At 70.1% G+C, this 17,848-nt stretch carries 17 protein-coding genes; 12 read left to right on the forward strand and 5 right to left on the reverse strand.

The annotated features are described in order from the left end of the window. Positions 1-4 precede the first annotated feature (4 nt). From ACE3N6_RS04060 to ACE3N6_RS04110, 11 genes are all read left to right on the forward strand, one after another. On the forward strand, positions 5-1,051 hold the full coding sequence (locus ACE3N6_RS04060) for a polysialyltransferase family glycosyltransferase (RefSeq protein WP_374243897.1): 1,047 nt from the start codon (positions 5-7) through the stop codon (positions 1,049-1,051). A gap of 43 nt (positions 1,052-1,094) precedes the next feature. Then, positions 1,095-2,054 carry a hypothetical protein gene (locus ACE3N6_RS04065; protein ID WP_374243898.1) on the forward strand — a complete coding sequence of 320 codons (960 nt, stop codon included), beginning with the start codon at positions 1,095-1,097 and terminating at the stop codon, positions 2,052-2,054. After that, complete coding sequence (locus tag ACE3N6_RS04070) at positions 2,054-2,881, forward strand: hypothetical protein (protein ID WP_374243899.1); 828 nt, start codon at positions 2,054-2,056, stop codon at positions 2,879-2,881. Before ACE3N6_RS04065 ends, ACE3N6_RS04070 begins: the two co-directional genes overlap by 1 nt. A 9-nt stretch (positions 2,882-2,890) precedes the next feature. Further along, complete coding sequence (locus ACE3N6_RS04075; protein WP_374243900.1) at positions 2,891-3,628, forward strand: glycosyltransferase family 25 protein; 738 nt, start codon at positions 2,891-2,893, stop codon at positions 3,626-3,628. A gap of 13 nt (positions 3,629-3,641) precedes the next feature. Then, on the forward strand, positions 3,642-4,907 hold the full coding sequence (locus ACE3N6_RS04080; protein WP_374243901.1) for an O-antigen ligase family protein: 1,266 nt from the start codon (positions 3,642-3,644) through the stop codon (positions 4,905-4,907). A gap of 26 nt (positions 4,908-4,933) precedes the next feature. Next, on the forward strand, positions 4,934-5,611 hold the full coding sequence (locus ACE3N6_RS04085; RefSeq protein ID WP_374243902.1) for a putative nucleotide-diphospho-sugar transferase: 678 nt from the start codon (positions 4,934-4,936) through the stop codon (positions 5,609-5,611). A 134-nt stretch (positions 5,612-5,745) separates the two neighbouring features. Continuing rightward, on the forward strand, positions 5,746-6,489 hold the full coding sequence (locus ACE3N6_RS04090) for a polysaccharide deacetylase family protein (protein ID WP_374243903.1): 744 nt from the start codon (positions 5,746-5,748) through the stop codon (positions 6,487-6,489). A gap of 132 nt (positions 6,490-6,621) precedes the next feature. After that, a complete protein-coding gene (gene waaF / locus ACE3N6_RS04095) occupies positions 6,622-7,677 on the forward strand; it encodes a lipopolysaccharide heptosyltransferase II (protein WP_374243904.1) in 1,056 nt (351 codons plus the stop codon). Continuing rightward, positions 7,674-8,756 carry a glycosyltransferase family 4 protein gene (locus ACE3N6_RS04100; protein ID WP_374243905.1) on the forward strand — a complete coding sequence of 361 codons (1,083 nt, stop codon included), beginning with the start codon at positions 7,674-7,676 and terminating at the stop codon, positions 8,754-8,756. The genes waaF and ACE3N6_RS04100 overlap by 4 nt, the downstream gene beginning before the upstream one ends. Then, positions 8,753-9,820, forward strand: coding sequence for a glycosyltransferase (locus tag ACE3N6_RS04105; protein ID WP_374243906.1), 1,068 nt, complete (start codon positions 8,753-8,755; stop codon positions 9,818-9,820). Before ACE3N6_RS04100 ends, ACE3N6_RS04105 begins: the two co-directional genes overlap by 4 nt. Continuing rightward, positions 9,817-10,557: a polysaccharide deacetylase family protein gene (locus ACE3N6_RS04110; RefSeq protein ID WP_374243907.1), complete on the forward strand. Its 741-nt coding sequence runs from the start codon at positions 9,817-9,819 to the stop codon at positions 10,555-10,557. Before ACE3N6_RS04105 ends, ACE3N6_RS04110 begins: the two co-directional genes overlap by 4 nt. 12 nt (positions 10,558-10,569) lie before the next feature. Here the strand turns inward: ACE3N6_RS04110 and ACE3N6_RS04115 are convergent, their stop codons facing one another. Together ACE3N6_RS04115 and fabI are read right to left on the reverse strand one after the other, a co-directional pair. After that, positions 10,570-11,163, reverse strand: a complete 594-nt coding sequence (locus tag ACE3N6_RS04115) for a hypothetical protein (RefSeq protein ID WP_374243908.1) — start codon at positions 11,161-11,163, stop codon at positions 10,570-10,572. Between the two features lie 16 nt (positions 11,164-11,179). Next, the gene (fabI, locus tag ACE3N6_RS04120) at positions 11,180-11,959 is read right to left on the reverse strand and encodes an enoyl-ACP reductase FabI (RefSeq protein ID WP_374243909.1); all 780 of its coding nucleotides are present in this window, start codon (positions 11,957-11,959) and stop codon (positions 11,180-11,182) included. Between the two features lie 142 nt (positions 11,960-12,101). On the opposite strand from fabI, the gene ACE3N6_RS04125 reads away from it, so the two are divergent. Further along, positions 12,102-12,605 (forward strand): HAD domain-containing protein, encoded by a 504-nt coding sequence (locus ACE3N6_RS04125; protein WP_374243910.1) that lies wholly within the window; start codon positions 12,102-12,104, stop codon positions 12,603-12,605. A 55-nt stretch (positions 12,606-12,660) separates the two neighbouring features. Here the strand turns inward: ACE3N6_RS04125 and ACE3N6_RS04130 are convergent, their stop codons facing one another. The 3 genes from ACE3N6_RS04130 to ACE3N6_RS04140 all read right to left on the reverse strand — a co-directional run bounded on the left by ACE3N6_RS04130 (position 12,661) and on the right by ACE3N6_RS04140 (position 17,611). Then, complete coding sequence (locus ACE3N6_RS04130; protein WP_374243911.1) at positions 12,661-13,641, reverse strand: serine/threonine protein kinase; 981 nt, start codon at positions 13,639-13,641, stop codon at positions 12,661-12,663. Then, the gene (locus tag ACE3N6_RS04135; protein WP_374243912.1) at positions 13,638-14,402 is read right to left on the reverse strand and encodes a TerC family protein; all 765 of its coding nucleotides are present in this window, start codon (positions 14,400-14,402) and stop codon (positions 13,638-13,640) included. The genes ACE3N6_RS04130 and ACE3N6_RS04135 overlap by 4 nt, the downstream gene beginning before the upstream one ends. A gap of 149 nt (positions 14,403-14,551) precedes the next feature. Beyond that, entirely contained in the window at positions 14,552-17,611 is a 3,060-nt protein-coding gene (locus tag ACE3N6_RS04140; RefSeq protein WP_374243913.1) for an EAL domain-containing protein, read from the reverse strand. Positions 17,612-17,848: the final 237 nt, after the last annotated feature.

Consider the following 17,848-nt stretch of genomic DNA (forward strand, 5'->3'; position numbering starts at 1 on the left):
CCCCATGCGCGAGCGCGTCGCCCTCTACTTCGTCGCCTCCCCGCTGCAATATCTGGCGGCGCGGCGCATCGCCGAAAACTACGAGCCCGGCGCCCGTCAGGTGCTGGTGTGGTACAAGCGCGGCGTCACCCCCATCGTCAGGCAGACCGACTGGGACGCCGCCGCCTACATGCCCTGGCCCCGCTGGGAACCCCTGCCCGGCCCCTTCGGCCGCCTCGCCCGCCAGCGCGAGAACATCCGCCTGGTGGCCGATCTGGTCGGCCAGTGCCAGGTGCTGCACATCCACAGCGCGGTGTTCGACACCGAGGCCATCAACTACTTCCTGCGCGCCCTGCCGCCCCGCTGCGGCGCCCGCGAGATGCACGCCCGCATCCTGCCCGACGGCATCATCAGCATCCGCCGCTACCCGCTCTCCGCCGCCAAGCGCCTCGCCCAATACGCCCGCAAGCTGCGCCGGCTGGTGGCGCCCGAGCTGGACTACTGGTGCTTCGGCGGCGACCGCATCGGCTCCGACGCCCCCTTCTGCGACCGCATCTACGTGCTGCCCGGCCTGCCCCACGAGTACCCGCCCGCCAAGACCGTGGTGCTACCGCCCCTGGTCGAACCCGACCACACCCGCCAGCGCACCGCCGGCGAGCCCACCGCCCTGGTGATCGGCCAGCCCCTGGTGGGCGCCGGGCTGATGCAGCCCGCCGACCGGGACGCGGTGAGCAACGAGATCCACGCCTGGCTGGCCGGGCAGGGCATCGCCCGCATCTTCTACAAGGGCCACCCCAAAGATCCGGCCCAGGAACTCAGGCAGCCCGATTACCAGACCGTCACCCTGGACGAGCCGCTCGAAGTCCACCTCGCCCACACCCCCTACGACGCCGTGGTGGGCGTGCGCTCCAGCGCCCTGCTGTTCGCCCGCCAGACCGCCCCGGCCAGCACCCCGGTGGTGGCCTTCGGGTGGGACCGGGTGCGCTTCAAATCCGCCGACGAAAAGCGCCAGATGCTGGACGCCTTCCGGACGACCGGGGTGGACGTCCACGACAACGGGCCGACCAGTTGAACGCCCTCCATCCGGCCGGTCGACTGCCCAAGGGGTGGGCGCCTTGAAACGCGGACTCGTCTTCTTCCATTATTTCGAGGCCGACACGCGCTACCGGGAGAACCTGGTGTTCTTCCTGTCCGCCGCCTACCGGGACGACCTGGACTTCGCAGTCGTCATCTCGGGCCACTGCTCGGTCAACCTGCCCAAACTGAGCAACGTCGCCTACGTCTTCACCGAGAACAAGAACAACGACTTCGGCGGCTACGTCGCCGCACTCGCCCAGCTCAGAAATCGTCTGGACGGCTACGATTACTTCCTGTTCGTGAACTCGTCGGTACGCGGCCCCTTCCTCGCCAGGCCATCGGGCGCGTCGTGGGTCGAGCCCTTCGTCAGCCGCTTCAGCGACGAGGTGCAGCTCGTCGGCAGCAGCATCGCCATCCTGGTGGGCGACTCCGAATACACCGAGCGCTTCCGCCAGCTCTACCCCTACCCTGGGCCCTACTCCCACGTCCAGACCACCGCCTACGCCCTCACCTCCCAGGCGCTCCGCCACCTGCTGGACGTCGGCTTCTACGACATCCACGCGCGTCTGGACAAACTCGACGTTATCTGCCACTACGAGATCCGGCTGTCCCTCGAGATCCTCCGGGCCGGCTGGAACATCAAGGCTTGCCTCGAGAAGTACAATGGCCTCGACTACCGGCTCGAGCACACCGACATCAACCCCAGCTCCCGTAACGGCGACCCCCTCTACAAGCGGGCCTACTTCGGCAAGACGGCCTCGCCCCACGAACTGGTGTTCGCCAAGACCAACCGCCGCCTCATGAGCCTAACCCAACTGTCCTGGGCCACCCTCCGGGGCCTGTTCGGCATCCGCCATCCGGCGATCCTCGGCTGGGACGAATACCGCCGCCTGCGCGCCGTCTATCTGGCCAAAGTGCTGCTGCTGCCGGTTACCGAACTCAAACGCTCCCTCGACCGCGCCGTCCGACAAACCCGCGACCTGCTCCAACCACGCTGATGGATTCCCGATCATCCGTCTCCGGCCGCCCCTTCCTGGTCTTCATGCGGGTTGGCGCCACCGACCTGCTGCCCCAGTGGCTCGCCGCCGAACCCGAGCGCAACTGGGATCTGTTCGTCAGCGGCTACGCCCCGCGCGACCCCCACCCCGCCGCGGTCGCCACCCACGTGGGCGGCTACAACAAGCTCGAGCACTTCCACGAGTGCGTGAAGTCCGGCGTGCTCGATCTGTCGGCCTACCGCTACGTGCTGCTGGCCGACGACGACCTGGCCGTCACCGGCGGCAGCATCTCGGGCTTCTTCGAGACCGTCGAGCGCCTCGGGCTCACCGTAGCGCACCCCGCCCAGGACTGGTCCGGCTACTGGTCGCACCGGATCATGCTCCGCAACCCCGTGGCCGAATGGCGCGAGACCAACTTCGTCGAAGTGATGTGCCCGTGCTTCGAGACCGGCTTCCTGGCCCGTCACCTGGACGCCATCCCGATCACCCGCAGCACCTGGGGCAGCGACCACGCCTACTGCCATCGGGCCCACGAGGCCGGCGGCAAGGTGGGCATCGTCGACACCGCGGTGATCCGCCACACCAAGCCGATCCAGGCCACCGGCGCCTTCTACCGCAAGCTCGCCAGCGACGGCATCGACCCGGCCGTGGAGCTGGAAACGGTCCTCGACGGCCTGCCCCCCTCCTATCGCACCCACCGGGTGCTCGGCCTCCACGTTCGGCGCGGCCCGCTGGCGCAGCTCCGCCAGGCGGTGGCCCGCTTCACCGAAACGCACAAGCGCCGGATCATGAAGCTGTGCGGCCACCACCAGCGCCACGAAGACTGACATCACGCCATGAAGATCTTCATCGTCAACCTTGAGCGCGCCGCCGACCGCCGCGCCGCCATCCTCCGGCACCTGGGCGAACTCGGCCTCGAAGCGGAGATCCTGCCGGCCGTCGAAGGCGTCAAGGTCGACCGCGCCACCCTCGGCCCCGGCGCCGAACCGCGCCTCTCCAACGGCGAGGTGGGCTGCTACCTCAGCCACGTGCGCTTCTGGCAGCTCGTCGTCGAGCGCCGCCTGCCCCACGCCATCGTGCTGGAGGACGACGTGGTGTGCAGCCCCTCGCTGCTGCGCGTCGCCCGCGACGCCGCCGCCCTGATGCCCCCCTTCGACGCCGTGCGCCTGTCCGCCCTCCAGCCGATCCGCGGGATTCCCGTGGCCACGCTGTCCGGCGGCGAAAAGCTCATCCTGCCCACCAAGCACCCCAGCGGCACCCAGGGCTACCTGGTCAGCCTCGACGGCGCCCGCCGCCTGCTGGCCGCCCTGTCGGTGCCCCGGAGCCCCATCGACGACACCCTCGACCGCTACTGGAAGTACGGCCTGTGCGTGCCGGTGGTCGCGCCCAGCGTGGTGGTCGAGGACGCCAGCATCGCCAGCGGCATCGGCGCGCGCTTTGGCAGCACGGCGCCCGACAGCGTCGCCCACCGCGTGACCCGCCACTTCGCCCGGGTGGTCGAAGCCGAACGCCGCAAGCTCAGCGTCTTCCTCATGGCCCGCCGCGTGAAGGCCCAGCTCCAGGGTCGTCGCTGAAGCCATCGCCGTCATGCCCCTTGCACCCGCCCTGGCCGGCCTGCGCACCCGCATCCCCGCGATCAACGCCGCCCTCTTCGCCAGCCTGTTCTTCTTCCTGCCCGCCCACGTCGCGCCGGTCTACGCCCTCTCCGGGCTGATCCTCCTGCTGTCCCTGGCGGAAGGCCGCCTCGCCGAAAAGTGGGCACTGCTCAAGGCCGACCCCCTCTTCTGGGTCTTCCAGGCCTTCTTCTGGATCACCCCCCTGTCGCTGCTCTGGACAGCCGACCTCGAAACCGGCCAGCGGACGGTCGGGCGCTACGCCTTCTTCCTCATCTCGCCCCTCTACCTCACCGTCGCCCGACGCGAGCTGGCCCCCCGCTGCATCGCCGCCTTCCTCGCCGGCTGCGCCTTCGCCGAAGCGCTGGCTTACTATAACTGGCTGCAGATGACCGCCTTCCCCGAGTGGCCGCGCGGCATCCGCGTGCGCAAGGAGCTGGAAGACACCGGCCCCTTCGTGGACCACATCCTCTACGCCCCCATCCTGGCCTGGGCCGGCTATCTGGCCGCCCGCGAAGCCCTCCGCGGCCCCGTCGCCCGACGCCTCGGCTTCGCGCTGCTGGCCGCCGCCACCCTGGGCAACCTGACCTTCTCCGGCGGACGCGCCGGCCAGCTCGCCGGTCTGGTGCTGCTGGCGCTGCTCGTCTTCCAGCAACTCGCCGGGCGGCCGGTGCGCGCCTTCGCCGTCGCCCTCGCCCTCACCGGCGGGCTCGCCACCCTGGCCTATCAGGGCAACGACTACTTCCAGTCGCGGGTCGACCGGGCCCTCGCCGAAGCCGCCGCCCGCCACGACGACACCGAAACCTCCATCGCCCAGCGCCTGCGCTTCCTGGAGAACAGCGCCCGCCTGGTGGCCGAGCACCCCCTGCTGGGCGTGGGCGCCGGCGACTTCGGCGACGAGTACGCCCGGATGCAGGCCCGCCACGCCCCCGACCGGATCACCACGAACAACCCCCACAACCAGTACCTCTTCACCCTCGCCACCACCGGCGCGGTGGGCGGCGCGGTGCTCCTGCTCACCTACCTGCCGCCCATCCTGTGGCGCCGCCGGGCCGACGATCTCGCCCCACTGCGCGTCGCGCTGGTGGTGTTCATCGGCGTGTGCAGCCTGTTCGAAGACTACCTGTGGCGCTCCAACACCTCGCTCCTGTATGTGCTCTTCGGGGTGCTGCTGCTGGGCCGGCGCAGCCTCGGGCCCGCCACCGACGGCCGACAAGCCGCGGCGAATCGGGCAGAATAGACCGTCCTCCATTCGGAACACCGACGATGAACATGGGCGCCGACGGCGAAATCCTCCACGACGCTGCGGGCGTACCCTTCCTCACCTGCGGCTTCTTCACCGACGGCTACGCCGCCGAAGCCGCCCAGCTGCGCGACTCCCTTGAGCGCACCGGCACCCCCTACTTCCTCAAGCGCTTCCCCAGCCGCGGCTACTGGGAAGCCAACACCCGCATCAAGCCCGAGTTCCTGCTCGACTGCCTGCGCCGCTTCCCCGGCCGCGACGTGGTGTACCTCGACGCCGACTCCGTCGTCCGCTCGCCCCTCGAACTGTTCTACCGCTTCGACGCCGACCTGGGCGTCTTCGTCGCCCCCGACAGCGCCGGGATGTCCCACCGCTACCTCACCGGCACGCTCTACCTGCGCAACACCCCGGCGGTGCACGCCTTCGTCGAAGACTGGATCGCCGCCCAGGACGGCATGGTGCTCGGCGTCGACCAGGACAGCTTCTCCGCCGCCGTCGACCGCCACCCCGAGCTGAAGCTCGGCCCGCTGCCCGAGCGCTACGTGAAGATCTTCGACCGGGGCTCCGAGACGCCGGTGGTCGAGCACTTCCAGGCCAGCCGCCAGCGGGTGAAGCTCCAGCGCACCATGAAGAAGGCGCGCAACGTGGCGATCGGCCTCGCCCTGGTCGCCGCCCTGATCTGGCTGGCCACGAACGGCTGATTGCCCGGCACGGGGGCAACAGGGCAAAAAAGTGTCAATTCCGTCAACCCGGCGTTAAATTCCCCAGCCCGGCAGGAAACAACGGCAACAAAATTCCGGCATGATCCACAGTCGGACTTGCAGCCGTAAAAAGAATGAGTCGCATTAACCTTCTGATGTACCACCAGGTCGGGGACTTCCCGACCCGCATGCCCAGCCATCGGGGGCAATACTGCCACCGCCCGCGCTTTGCCGCGCAGATGGCCATGCTCAAGCGCTGCGGCTATTCGGTCATCGGCCTGGATGCGGCCGTCGCCGGTCTGCGCGGCGAGGCCACCCTGCCCGCCCGGCCGGTGGTGCTCACCTTCGACGACGGCTACGTGGATTTCCTCGAATGCGCCGCGCCCATCCTCAAGGCGCACGGCTACCCGGCCACCGTCTATGCGGTCGCCGGCCTGCTCGGCCAGGCCTCGTCGTGGGTCGAGCCCGAAGGGCTGCGCCCCGCCCCGCTGATGAACGCCGCCCAGCTGCGCCAGGTGCACGAGATGGGCTTCACCGTCGGCTCCCACACCGTCAGCCATCCGCGTCTCGCCCAGGTCGACAACCGGCGCGTCGCCGAAGAACTGACGATCAGCAAGCGCATGCTCGAAGACGTGCTCGGCAGCCGGGTCGACCACCTGTGCTACCCCTACGGCAGCCACGACATCCGCGCCGTGCACGCCGCCGCCGACGCCGGCTACGTCACCGGCACCACCTGCGCGCGGGCCATCGCCACCCCCGCCGACGATCTGCTCACCCTCCCGCGCAAGCCCGTCTCCCAGGGCAACACCGCCTTCGGCGTGCTCTGGAAGCTCATCGCCAAGAACACCCCGCGCCACCCGCCGATCCGCCGCAGCTAGCCGCCGCCGGGCGAAAGCGCCGCAAGTTGCGGCACAATAGCGGTCTTTGCGCCGCCCTCCACCGCCCATGACGTTCCGCCTCCGCTCCCAGCCCCGCCGCCCGGCTCCATTCGGCCGCGCCGGAGTCCCCGCGTGAAGCGCATCCTCATCGTCCGCAGCTCGGCCATCGGCGACGTGGTCTTCGCCTCCGCGCTGCCCGCCGCCATCAAGCGCCGCTACCCCGACGCCCATGTGGCCTGGCTGGTGGAGCCCGGCATCCACGAACTCCTGCTCCCCGACCCCGCCATCGACGAGGTCATCGCCTGGAGCAAGGCCGAATGGGTGAAGCTCTGGAAGGGCGGCCACAAGCTCGAACTTGCCCGCCGGGTGCTCGCCCTGCGGCGCGAGCTTCACGCCCGCAAGTTCGACGTGGCGCTGGATCTGCAGGGCCTGCTCAAGAGCGGCTTCATCACCTGGCTCTCCGGCGCACCCCGCCGGGTCGGCCTGGGCTCGAAAGAAGGCAGCCAGCTGCTGATGACCGAGGTCATCCCCCGCGGCGGCGACATCCACCGCATCGGCTCCGAATACCAATTCCTCGCCCAGCACCTGGGCGCGGACGCCGGCGACTTTCTGCCCACACTCCACGTTGCCCCCGCGGCGGACGCCAGCGCCGTGGCCAAACTCGCCGCCCACGGGCTGCACGAACAGGCAAGCGGCCGCTACGCCGTCTTCGCCCCCTTCACCACCCGCCCGCAAAAACACTGGTTCGAGGACGCCTGGCAGGCGCTGGCGCCGCAGCTCATCGCCGCCACCGGCCTCACCCCGGTGATCCTCGGCGGCCCCGCGGATACCGACGCCGCCGCCCGCATCGCCGCGGCCGACCCGCGCATCGTCAACCTCGCCGGCCAGACCCGCCTGCCCGACGCCGTCGCCGTCATCGCCCGCGCCGCGCTGGTGATCGGCGTCGACACCGGCCTCACCCACATGGGCACCGCGCTGGCCAAGCCCACCGTCGCCATCTTCGGCTCCACCTGCCCCTACACCGACACCGGCCGGCCCACCGGCAGCGTGATCTGGCTGGGGCTGGAGTGCTCGCCGTGCAAGCGCCGGCCCACCTGCGGCGGCAAGTTCACCTGCCTGCGGGACATCACGCCGGAAATGGTCATCGAACGCGCCCAGGCCATGCTGGCCGCCGGAGCCGCACGATGAAAATCCTCCACGTGGAAGCCGGCAAGTTCCTCTACGGCGGCGCGCGACAGGTGCAGTACATCGTCGAGGGCCTCGCCGCCCGCGGCATCGACAACCTGCTCGCCTGCCCCACCGGCAGCGACACCGCCCGCCAGCAGCCCCCCGGCGTGCGCGTGGTGCCCATGAAGATGGGCGGCGACGGCGACCCGGGCATGGTGCTGCGCCTCGCCAAGCTAATCCGCGCCGAAGCGCCCGACCTCGTGCACCTTCACAGCCGCCGCGGCGCCGACACCTGGGGCGGCCTCGCCGCCAAGCTCGCCGGCGTGCCCTGCGTGCTGTCGCGGCGGGTGGACAACCCCGAATCCCGCCTCGCGGTGGCGATCAAGTATCGGCTCTACGATCACGTCATCACCATCTCGGAAGGCATCCGCCAGGTGCTGCTGTCCGAAGGCCTCGCACCGGCCAAGGTCACCTGCGTGAGGAGCGCCGTGGACGCCACGCCCTACCTCGCGCCGGTCGACGCCGCCGCCTTCCGCGCCGAGTTCGGCCTGCCCCCCGATGCGCTGGTGGCCGGCGTGGTGGCCCAGATGATCCCCCGCAAGGGCCACCGCTACCTGCTCTCGGTGCTGCCGGGCCTGCTCGAAAAACACCCGAAGCTGGTGGTGCTGATCTTCGGCCAGGGCCCGCTGGAGGCCGAACTGCGCGCCGAAGTCGCCAGCCGCGGGCTGGATGCCGCCGTGCGCTTCGCCGGCTTCCGCCACGACCTGCCGCGCTGGCTGGGCGGGCTCGACCTGCTGGTACACCCGGCCGACATGGAAGGCCTGGGCGTGTCGCTGCTGCAGGCTTCCGCCGCGGCGGTGCCCATCGTCACCACCCGCGCCGGCGGGCTGCCCGAGGCCGTGCTGGACGGCGTCACCGGCATCCTGATCGAGCCCGGCAACGAAGCCCAGCTCGCCGCCGCCATCGACCGCCTCGCCGCCGACCCGGCCCTGCGCGCCCGCTTCGGCGCCGCCGGCCGGGCGCGCATCCTGGCCGAATTCTCCATCGACGCCATGGTGGCCGGCAACCTCGCCGTCTATCGCCGGGTGATCGGCCGATGAAGATCGTTACCGTGCTGCACAGCCTGCGCAGCGGCGGCGCCGAACGCCACGCCCTGCAGCTGATGCGCGGCCTGCGGGCGCGGGGCCACGAGGCGCTGTTTGCCGGCTCGATGAACGGCTGGCTCGGCCAGCAGCTCACTGCCGACGGCTTTGGCGGGATCAACCTGCCGATGGTGGGCATCTACGATCTGCCGTCAGTCATCCGCCTGGCGCTGTACGCCCGCCGCGAAAAGGCCGACCTGATCCACGGCCACCTCACCCGCGGCGCCCTCTACACCGGGTTTGCCGCCCGGCTTGCCGGCGTGCCCAACGTGGCCACCGCCCACTCCGACAACGCCGGCAAGCACTTCGGCCGGGCCGACCGGATCATCGCCGTATCGGGCGCCGTGGCGCGCTTTCTCGAACGCGAGGGCTACGACCCGGCGCGCATCCGGGTCGTCCACCACGGCATTGCCGACATCGCCGCCGCGCTGCCCGCCAACGTGCGCCACGCAACCCGCGCCGCGCTGGGCCTCGCCGACGACGAGCCGTGCCTGCTGATGGCCGCCCGCATCGTCACCGCCAAGGGCCACGACACCGCCCTGAAGGCGCTCGCCCGCATCCAGGACCAGCGCTGGACGCTGCTCCTCGCCGGCGACCACCACCGCGATCTCGGGCCGCAGATCCAGGCCCTCGCCACGGAACTGGGCATCGCTGGGCGGGTCCGATTTCTGGGCCTGCGCGAAGACGTGCCGGCCCTGCTGGCGGCCGCCGACATGCTGCTGGCCCCGTCGCGGCGGGAGGCCCTGTCGCTGACCCTGCTGGAAGCCTCGGCCTGCGCCCTGCCCATCGTCGCCAGCACGGTGGGCGGCATCGGAGAGGTGGTCGAGCACGGCGCGAGCGGCCTGCTGGTGCCACCCGACGACGTGCCGGCCCTCGCCGACGCCATCGCCCAGCTGCTGGCCGACCCCGCGCGACGGGCCGCCCTGGGCGCCCGGGCCCGCCAGCGCTTCAAATCCGGCTTCACGGAGAGTGCGATGTTCGACGGAACCCTGGCAGCCTATCGCGAGGCCTGCGGCGGATGATCCAGATCCTCATGTACCACCGGGTTGGGCACTTTCCCGGCCGGGTGAAGGCCCACGGCGCGCTGTACTGCCACCTGCCGCGCTTTCGCGCCCAGATGACGCTGTTCCGGGTGCTCGGCTACACCGTCGTCAGCCTCGACGACGCGGTGGCCGGCCTGCGCGGCGACAAGGCGCTGCCGCCGCGCCCGCTGGTGCTCACCTTCGACGACGCCTACGTGGATTTCCTCGAGAACGCCGCGCCGGTGCTCCAGGCCCACGGCTACCCGGCCACGGTGTACGCGGTAAGCAGCCTGATCGGCAGCACGTCGTTGTGGGATGCGGGCGTCGGCCCCGAGCCGGCGCCGCTGATGACCGCGGCACAGCTGCGCGAGGTGCGAGACATGGGCTTCACCGTCGGCTCCCACTCCCGGAGCCACCTGCGCCTCGCCCAACAGGACGAAGCCTGCATCGCCCGCGAGATGAGCGACAGCAAGTCGGCGCTCGAAGACCTGCTCGGCCAGCGCGTCGATCACTTCTGCTACCCCTACGGCAGCCACGACCTGCGCAGCATGGAAGCCGCCGCAGCGGCCGGCTACACGTCGGGCACCACCTGCGAGCGGGCCGCCGCCACCGCGTCGAACGACCTGCTGGCCCTGCCGCGCAAGGCGGTCTCGCGGGGCGACGACGTGTTCGGCGTGGCCTGGAAGCTGCTCACCAAGAACGCCCCCAAGCGCCCGCTGCTGCACCGCGCAGGCTGACGCCGCGGGCGCTCAGGGCAGGAACACCGGATCGGCGAGCACCAGCGTGCCGTCTGCCCGCATCATCAGGTTGTCGGGGTTGAGGATGTCGGGCTGCACCGGATACTCCTCGATGAAGTCCGACAGCTTCGCCACCGCATCCACCAGGCTCGCCGGTAGCGCGGGGGGCGGTTCCTGGGCGATGTGATACAGCGCCAGCCGGCCGCGATTGACGCCCATGTTGGCCCACTTCTCGCAGCCTTCCCAGTAGGCGGCGGCGAGCAGCCGGGCGAGCTGCGCCGCGTCGCCCGCCACCGGGCGCAGGCGCTCCACCTCGACGAGGCGGAAGGAGTAGCCGTTGCTGGCCTTGCCGACGACGCCGTGATCGGCGAACACGCGGGGAAAATGGATGCCGGTGGGACGGTCGTCCGCGGCGAGGTAGAAGTAGTCGGCCGGGGAACTGACCACCTTGAAGACGCGCTCGCCGTCACCGGCGTCGAGCACGATCGAGAATTCCCCCCGCCCGATCTCGACGAGACCTTCGAGCAGGGGGTGAGCCGGAACCGGATCGGGAAGGCGACTGAGCGCTCTCCCGGATTCCGGCAGTACGGCGGGCGGGTCGATCATCGCGGATCGACGAGGGTCATCCGATGATGTTGTAGCCAGCATCCACAAAGTGTACGCCACCGGACATGTTCCGGCCAGCGTCGGAGACGAGGAACGCGGTGAGCGCGCCGATGTCTTCCGGGGTGACCAGGCGGTGCAGGGGCGAGCGATCCACGGCGGCCGCCATCAGGCCGTCGAAACCGGCGATGCCGGAGGCGGCGCGGGTCATCAGCGGGCCCGGAGAGATGGCGTTGACGCGGATGTTCTTGGGGCCCAGCTCGAAAGCCATGTAGCGGGTGGCGGCTTCGAGCGCGGCCTTGCACAGGCCCATCACGCCGTAGTTGGCGATCACCTTCTCGCTGCCCAGGTAGGTCATGGTGATGAGCGAACCGCCGCCGGCCTTCTCCAGCAGGGGCTCGGCCTTGCGCGCCAGGCGCACGAAGGAGTGGGTGGACACGTCCATCGCCATGGCGAAACCGTCGGGCGAGGTATCCACCACGCGACCGTGCAGGTCGTCGCGCTTGGCGAAAGCCATGCTGTGGATGGCGAAGTCGAGCTTGCCGTGCCGGGCGTCGATCTGGGCGAAGACTTCGTCCATGGTTTCGGGCTTGGTCACGTCGAGCAGCAGCACGTCCTCGATGCCCAGGCGGCTGACGATCGGCTCGATGAAGGCCAGGGTCTTTTCGTTCTGGTAGGTGATGACGACCTTGGCGCCGGCTTCGATGCAGGCTTCGGCCACGCCGGTGGAGATGGATTTTTCGTTGGCGATGCCGGTGATCAGACCCACCTTGCCTTCGAGATTGATGATCGGGTTCATGGAAGCCTCCTGGGGTTCGATAAAAAATTACTGCACCGCAACAATTACACACCTTAAAATGGTCTACGAATACTGTTACGTGCACTTTTTTTCTTAACGGCACGAATCCGGGTTTCCTCAACCGTAATGCTGCGACGCATCAATGACCGCTGAAAACCTCCACAGCCCGGGCGTGATCCCGGTCTATGTCTTCCTCGATTTCGATGGGGTGACCCACCCCTGGCGCGAGGCGGAGGACTTTCGCTGTCTGCCCACGCTGGAGGCGGTGCTGCGGGATTACCCGGAGACCCGGGTGGTGATCGCGTCCGACTGGCGCACGCTGTTTTCGCTGCCCAAGTTGCGGGCGCGCTTCTCGCCGGACATCCAGCCGCGGGTGATCGACACCACGCCGGCGATCTTCCCGCGCAACCCCAACGAGCTGTATGGCCTGCGCGAGCGGGAGGCCCGGCAGTGGCTGGCGGCCAAGGCGCCCACCGCGTCGTGGCTGGCCATCGACGATGCGCCGGGCAACTGGCCGACCCGCGCGCGGCTGGTGCTCACGGATTTCAAGCAGGGCTTCACCGAAGAGGACGCCGGGCGGATGCGCCGGCTGCTGGACGCCTTCCGCGCCGGGGAGTTCGAGCCCGCCGAGACTGCGCCGGCCTGAGGGGCGGCACCGCGTAAAAAAAGGGCGACTCCGGTCGCCCCTTTGCTTTTGAGGTTTAGAACTGCCGCACGAGCGGCGATTCGTCCATCAGCGCGACCTGCTCGCGCAGGGCGAGGATCATGTCCTGCCAGTAGCGCGGGGTGTCGAACCAGCCGAAGGCCGCCGGGAAGGCGGGGTCGTCCCAGCGCCGGGCGATCCAGCCGGCGTAGTGGATGAGGCGCAGGGTGCGCAGGGCCTCGACCAGATGCAGGCTGGCCGGGTCGAAATCGGCGAACTGCTCGTAGCCTTCCAGCACGCGGTCGAGCTGGCGGGCCATGGCCTGGGCGTCGCCGGAGAGGAGCATCCACAAATCCTGCACCGCCGGGCCGCTGCGGGCGTCGTCGAAATCCACGAAATGCGGGCCGGCGTCGGTCCACAGCACGTTGCCGCCGTGCACGTCGCCGTGCAGACGGATCGGCGGCTGGGCGCCGGCGCGCTCGAAGCAGCGGCGCACGCTGTCGAGGGCCTGATCCACCACCGAGCGCCAGGTTTCGCGCAGCTCGGGCGGCAGGAAGGGCGAGGCGAGGAGTTCGTCCCGCGGTTCTTCGCCGAAACTCTGGATCGTCAGCGCCGGCCGATGCACGAAGGGCTGCTTCGCGCCGATGGCGTGGATGCGGCCCAGGAAGCGGCCCAGCCAGCCCAGCACCGCCGGGTCGTCAAGCTCCGGCGCGCGGCCGCCGCGACGGGGGAACAGCGCCACCCGGAAGCCTTCGTAGTGGTGCAGCGTGTGGCCGCCGATGGCGAGGGCCGGCACGGCGGGGATCTCGGCTTCGGCGAGTTCGGCGAGGAAGGCGTGCTCCTCGAGGATGGCCGCGTCGCTCCAGCGCCCGGGGCGGTAGAACTTGGCGATGAGCGGCGGGGCATCGTCGATGCCCACCTGGTAGACGCGGTTTTCGTAGCTGTTGAGGGTGAGCAGCCGGCCGTCGCAGACGAGGCCGGCGGCCTCGACCGCCGACAGCACGAAATCCGGCGTGAGCGGCCCGAAGGGGGCCGTCACTGCTGGCCGTCCTCGCGCACGTAGGGCTCGTGGAGCTTGACCGGCTCGACCTTGGCGGCGTGGCGGGAGCGCATGCGCAGGTTGAGCATCTCGACCATCACCGAGAAGGCCATCGCCGAGTAGATGTAGCCCTTGGGCACGTGGTGGCCGAAGGCGTCGGCCATCAGCACCACGCCGATCACCAGCAGGAACGAGAGGGCCAGCATCTTGACGGTGGGGTGGCGGGACACGAACTCGCCGATGGGGCCGGAGGCGACCATCATCAGGCCCACCGAGGCGATCACCGCGGCCATCATCACCGGCAGGTTGTTGACCATGCCGATGGCGGTGATGATCGAGTCGAGGGAGAACACGATGTCGATCACGATGATCTGCGCGATCACCGCGCCGAAGGTGGCCTTGACGGCGCTGGAGGCTTCGCCCTCCTCGCCTTCCATCAGCTGGTGCACTTCCTGGGTGCTCTTCCACACCAGGAACAGGCCGCCGCCCAGGAGGATCAGGTCGCGGCCCGAGAAGCCGTGGCCCATCACGGTGACGAGGGGCGCGGTCATGCCGGCCATCCACGACAGGGCCGCCAGGAGCGCGAGGCGCATGAACATGGCCAGGAACAGGCCAAGCCGGCGGGCGAAGGCGCGCTTCTCGGGCGGCAGCTTGTCCACCAGGATGGAGATGAAGATCACGTTGTCGATGCCCAGCACCAGCTCCAGCGCGGTGAGGGTGAGGAAGGCGATCAGCAGTTGCGGGTCGGTCAGGAATTCCATGTTTGTTTCGTGGTTATGACGGGATGCGCGCCCGCTTCGGGCGGCCACGCGGAGCGCATGGTCGCACGAAACGGGCCGGATTGCGGACATGGGCGTGTTACAACCGCCGTGGGCGGACCGCCGGCGCGCGGCCGGGGTGCGGCGGCGCCTCAGTGGCGGGTGGCGTAGGCGCGCATCCAGCGCTGCATGCGCGCGGCCGGCATGGGCCGGGCGATGCCGTGCCCCTGCACCAGATGACAGCCCAGTTTGAGCAGGGCCTGACGGTGACGCGGGGTCTCCACGCCCTCGGCGATCACCTCCCGGCGGAAGGCGGCGGCCAGGCCGATCATGCTCTGCACGGTGGCCAGGTCGTCCGCGTCGTCGAGCATGTTGTGGATGATCGAGCGGTCGATCTTGATGCTGCGCACCGGCAGGCGCCGCAGGCTGCTCATGGCGCCGAAGCCGGTGCCGAAGTCGTCGATGGCGAAGCTGACCCCCAGCTCGTTGCAGGCGGCCATGATCCGGGCGATGCCGGAGAGGTCGGTCATGGTGGTGGATTCGAGCACTTCGAGCTGCAGCAGGCCGGGGTCCACGCCCGGGTGGGCGTCGAGCACCGAGCGCAGATGGGGCACGAAATCCGGGTGGGCCAGGTGGCGGGCCGAAATGTTGACGCTCATCCGGGTGGAGAGCCCGGCGGCGCACCAGGTGTCGAGCTGGGCCACCGCGGTGGCGAGCACCCACTTGCCCAGGTCGATCTCGAAGCGCGATTCGCTCACCGTGGGCAGGAACTCGCCGGGCAGGCGCAGGCCCAGTTCGGGGTGTTTCCAGCGGATCAGCGCCTCCACGCCGGACAGGGCGTTGGTGAGGGCATCCACCTTGGGCTGGTAGTGCAGCTCCAGCTCGCCGCCGCTGAGGGCGGACTCGACGCGGATCTGGGCGTCCCGGTGGGCGCGCAGGCGGCGGTCGCGCTCGGGGTCGAAGAGGTGGAAGCGGTTGCGACCGGCCTGCTTGGCCAGGTACATGGCCTGGTCGGCGTGGGCCAGCAGGCGCTCGGGGTCGGAGCCGTCGAGCGGGCACAGCGTGACGCCGATGCTGGCGGTGACGCACAGCTCGCGGCCGTCCACGGCGATGGGCGCGGAGATGCTGGCGAGCAGGCGGTCGAACACCTGCTCGCATTCGTCGGCGTGCTCCAGGCCGTTGTAGATCAGGGCGAACTCGTCGCCGCCCATCCGCGCCACGGTGTCGCCGGCGCGGGTGGAGCCCTGCAGGCGGCGGGCGATCTCCACCAGCAGGCGGTCGCCCACGTGGTGGCCCAGGCTGTCGTTGACCGGCTTGAAGCCGTCCAGGTCGAGGTAGGCGACCGCCGCCAGGGTGCCGTTGCGCTCGGCCTGGGCCAGGGCCATGCGCATCCGGTCGGCCAGCAGGCTGCGGTTGGGCAGCTGGGTGAGCACATCGTGGTAGGCCAGGTGCTCGAGCTGGCGCTGGTTCTCCTTCATGTCGGTGATGTCGGTGAACAGGCCCACGTAGTGGGTGGTCTGGCCGGCCTCGTTGCGCACCGCGGAGATGTTGCCAAGCTGGGCGTAGAACTCGCCGCTCTTCTTGCGGCTCCAGGTTTCGCCCTGCCACACGCCGTCCCGCAGCAGGGCCGACCACATGGCCTCGTAGTAGGCCGCATCGTGCAGGCCCGAGCGCAGCAGGCGGCTGTGCTGGCCGACGACCTCCTCGCGGGTGTAGCCGGTGAGGGCGCAGAAGCTGTCGTTCACCTCCAGGATGCGGGCCTCCGGGTCGGTGATGATGATGCTCTCGTGGGCGTAGCGGAACACGCTGGCGGTGAGGCGCAGGTAATCTTCGGCGGCCACCCGGGCGGTGACGTCGTTGAGGGTGCCGGAGGTGCCGACGAGGGCGTTGTCGGCGTCGACGATGGCGCGGGCGTACAGGTCGAGCCAGCGGAAGCTGCCGTCGCGGCACTTCACCCGCAGGGTGGCGCTGCAGTAGTCCTGGGTGCGCTCGACTAGCGGGCGCAGGGCCTCGCGGCGGGCGTCCCGGTCGTCCGGGTGGAGGTAGTCGAGGAAGCTGTGGCCGATGGCCTCGTCCACGCCGTGGCCGGTGATCTCGGTCCAGGCCGGGTTGAGGAGTTGCCAGCGCCCGCGGGCGTCGGTCTGGAAGATGACCTCGCGCACGCTGTCGAAGACCTGCTGGTAGCGGCTCTGGCTCTCGAGCAGGGCCTGGGTGGTGCTGCGCATGGCGCTGATGTCGGCGATGCTGCCCACCATCCGCCGCGGCTGGCCGTCCTTGCCGTAATCCACCACGTCGCCGCGGTCGCGCACCCACAGCCAGTGGCCGTCGGCGTGGCACAGGCGATACTCGGCCACATAGGCGCCGCCGCCCGCCAGGCAGCCCGCCACCGCCGCGCTGACCCGCTCCCGGTCTTCCGGGTGGATCAGGGCATTCAGATCGGCCGCCCCGTGGTTGAGCCAGCGGTCGTCCAGCCCGAGCATGGCGCACCAGCGGCGGTTGTGGCTGATCCGGCCGGTGACGAGGTTGCGATCCCAGATGCCCTCGCCGATGGTGGCCAGCACGTCGGCCAGCTGCTTGCGGCTGCGCTGGGCGGCCCGCTGTTCGCGCACCCGCTCGCTCACGTCGCAGGCCATGCCCACGGTGCCGATCACCTCGCCGTCGGGGCCGCGCACCGGGGTCTTGAAGGTCTCGAACCAGCCCGCCGCCGGATCGTCGCCCAGGCGGTCCACCCGGCAGAGGGGCTGACCGTCGCGCATCACCCGGGCGTCTTCGGCGCGCTCGGCGTCGGCCACGGCCTGGGGGAAGAGGTCGAGGTCGGTCTTGCCCACCACCGTCTGGGGCAGGGCGTGGCCGCAAAACCCGACAAAGCTGCGATTGACGATGAGGTAACGCCCGTCGCGCCCTTTGAGCCACATGCGCATCGGCAGGCCGTTGATGAGGGTGGCGACGCCAAGGGACGGGCTACCGGCGGCCGCGGCGCTGTCGGCAAGGGCCAGCCCGGAGACCGGGGTGGTCGCCGGCAGGCCCGCCTGCAGTGCGCACAGCACCGTGTGGGCGCCCAGGAAGCGCTGTGCCGGCCCGTCGTCGCCCACGGCGACGGAATCCAGGCCGTGGGCCAGCAGGCAGGTGAGGGCATCGAGCAGGCTGCTGCCGGGCGACAAGCGCCCGGTAACGCAGTCCGACGTTTCCCGGTTGGCGTGATCTGACGTCATGCTGATCTGGTGACTTTTTCGGTTTTCGCGATGGTGCATCGGGGCCCCCGGCTTGCCAAGGCAGGAAGTCCCGCAGCGGGGCGAAGGAAGTCACGGCCCGGCCGGATTCCGGCAGCAAACAGTGAAATATCACCGCCATGCAGCCGGTCAGCCCTCCCGGCCGTCGCTGCGGCGGGGGCGGGGGTTGGGGCCCCCCCCCCGCCGCCCCCGCCGGCCGAAGCAGACCCCCCCCCCCCC

This window comes from Zoogloea sp. (assembly GCF_041904905.1).
GTDB lineage: Bacteria > Pseudomonadota > Gammaproteobacteria > Burkholderiales > Rhodocyclaceae > Zoogloea.

Bases quoted from the DNA above. Each gene is read 5' to 3' on its own strand.
- ACE3N6_RS04060 (WP_374243897.1), top strand. From the start codon at position 5: ATGCGCGAGCGCGTCGCCCTCTACTTCGTCGCCTCCCCGCTGCAATAT.
- ACE3N6_RS04070 (WP_374243899.1), top strand. From the start codon at position 2,054: ATGGATTCCCGATCATCCGTCTCCGGCCGCCCCTTCCTGGTCTTCATG.
- ACE3N6_RS04075 (WP_374243900.1), top strand. From the start codon at position 2,891: ATGAAGATCTTCATCGTCAACCTTGAGCGCGCCGCCGACCGCCGCGCC.
- ACE3N6_RS04080 (WP_374243901.1), top strand. From the start codon at position 3,642: ATGCCCCTTGCACCCGCCCTGGCCGGCCTGCGCACCCGCATCCCCGCG.
- ACE3N6_RS04085 (WP_374243902.1), top strand. From the start codon at position 4,934: ATGAACATGGGCGCCGACGGCGAAATCCTCCACGACGCTGCGGGCGTA.
- ACE3N6_RS04090 (WP_374243903.1), top strand. From the start codon at position 5,746: ATGAGTCGCATTAACCTTCTGATGTACCACCAGGTCGGGGACTTCCCG.
- ACE3N6_RS04100 (WP_374243905.1), top strand. From the start codon at position 7,674: ATGAAAATCCTCCACGTGGAAGCCGGCAAGTTCCTCTACGGCGGCGCG.
- ACE3N6_RS04105 (WP_374243906.1), top strand. From the start codon at position 8,753: ATGAAGATCGTTACCGTGCTGCACAGCCTGCGCAGCGGCGGCGCCGAA.
- ACE3N6_RS04110 (WP_374243907.1), top strand. From the start codon at position 9,817: ATGATCCAGATCCTCATGTACCACCGGGTTGGGCACTTTCCCGGCCGG.
- ACE3N6_RS04115 (WP_374243908.1), bottom strand. From the start codon at position 11,163: ATGATCGACCCGCCCGCCGTACTGCCGGAATCCGGGAGAGCGCTCAGT.
- fabI (WP_374243909.1), bottom strand. From the start codon at position 11,959: ATGAACCCGATCATCAATCTCGAAGGCAAGGTGGGTCTGATCACCGGC.
- ACE3N6_RS04125 (WP_374243910.1), top strand. From the start codon at position 12,102: ATGACCGCTGAAAACCTCCACAGCCCGGGCGTGATCCCGGTCTATGTC.
- ACE3N6_RS04135 (WP_374243912.1), bottom strand. From the start codon at position 14,402: ATGGAATTCCTGACCGACCCGCAACTGCTGATCGCCTTCCTCACCCTC.
- ACE3N6_RS04140 (WP_374243913.1), bottom strand. From the start codon at position 17,611: ATGACGTCAGATCACGCCAACCGGGAAACGTCGGACTGCGTTACCGGG.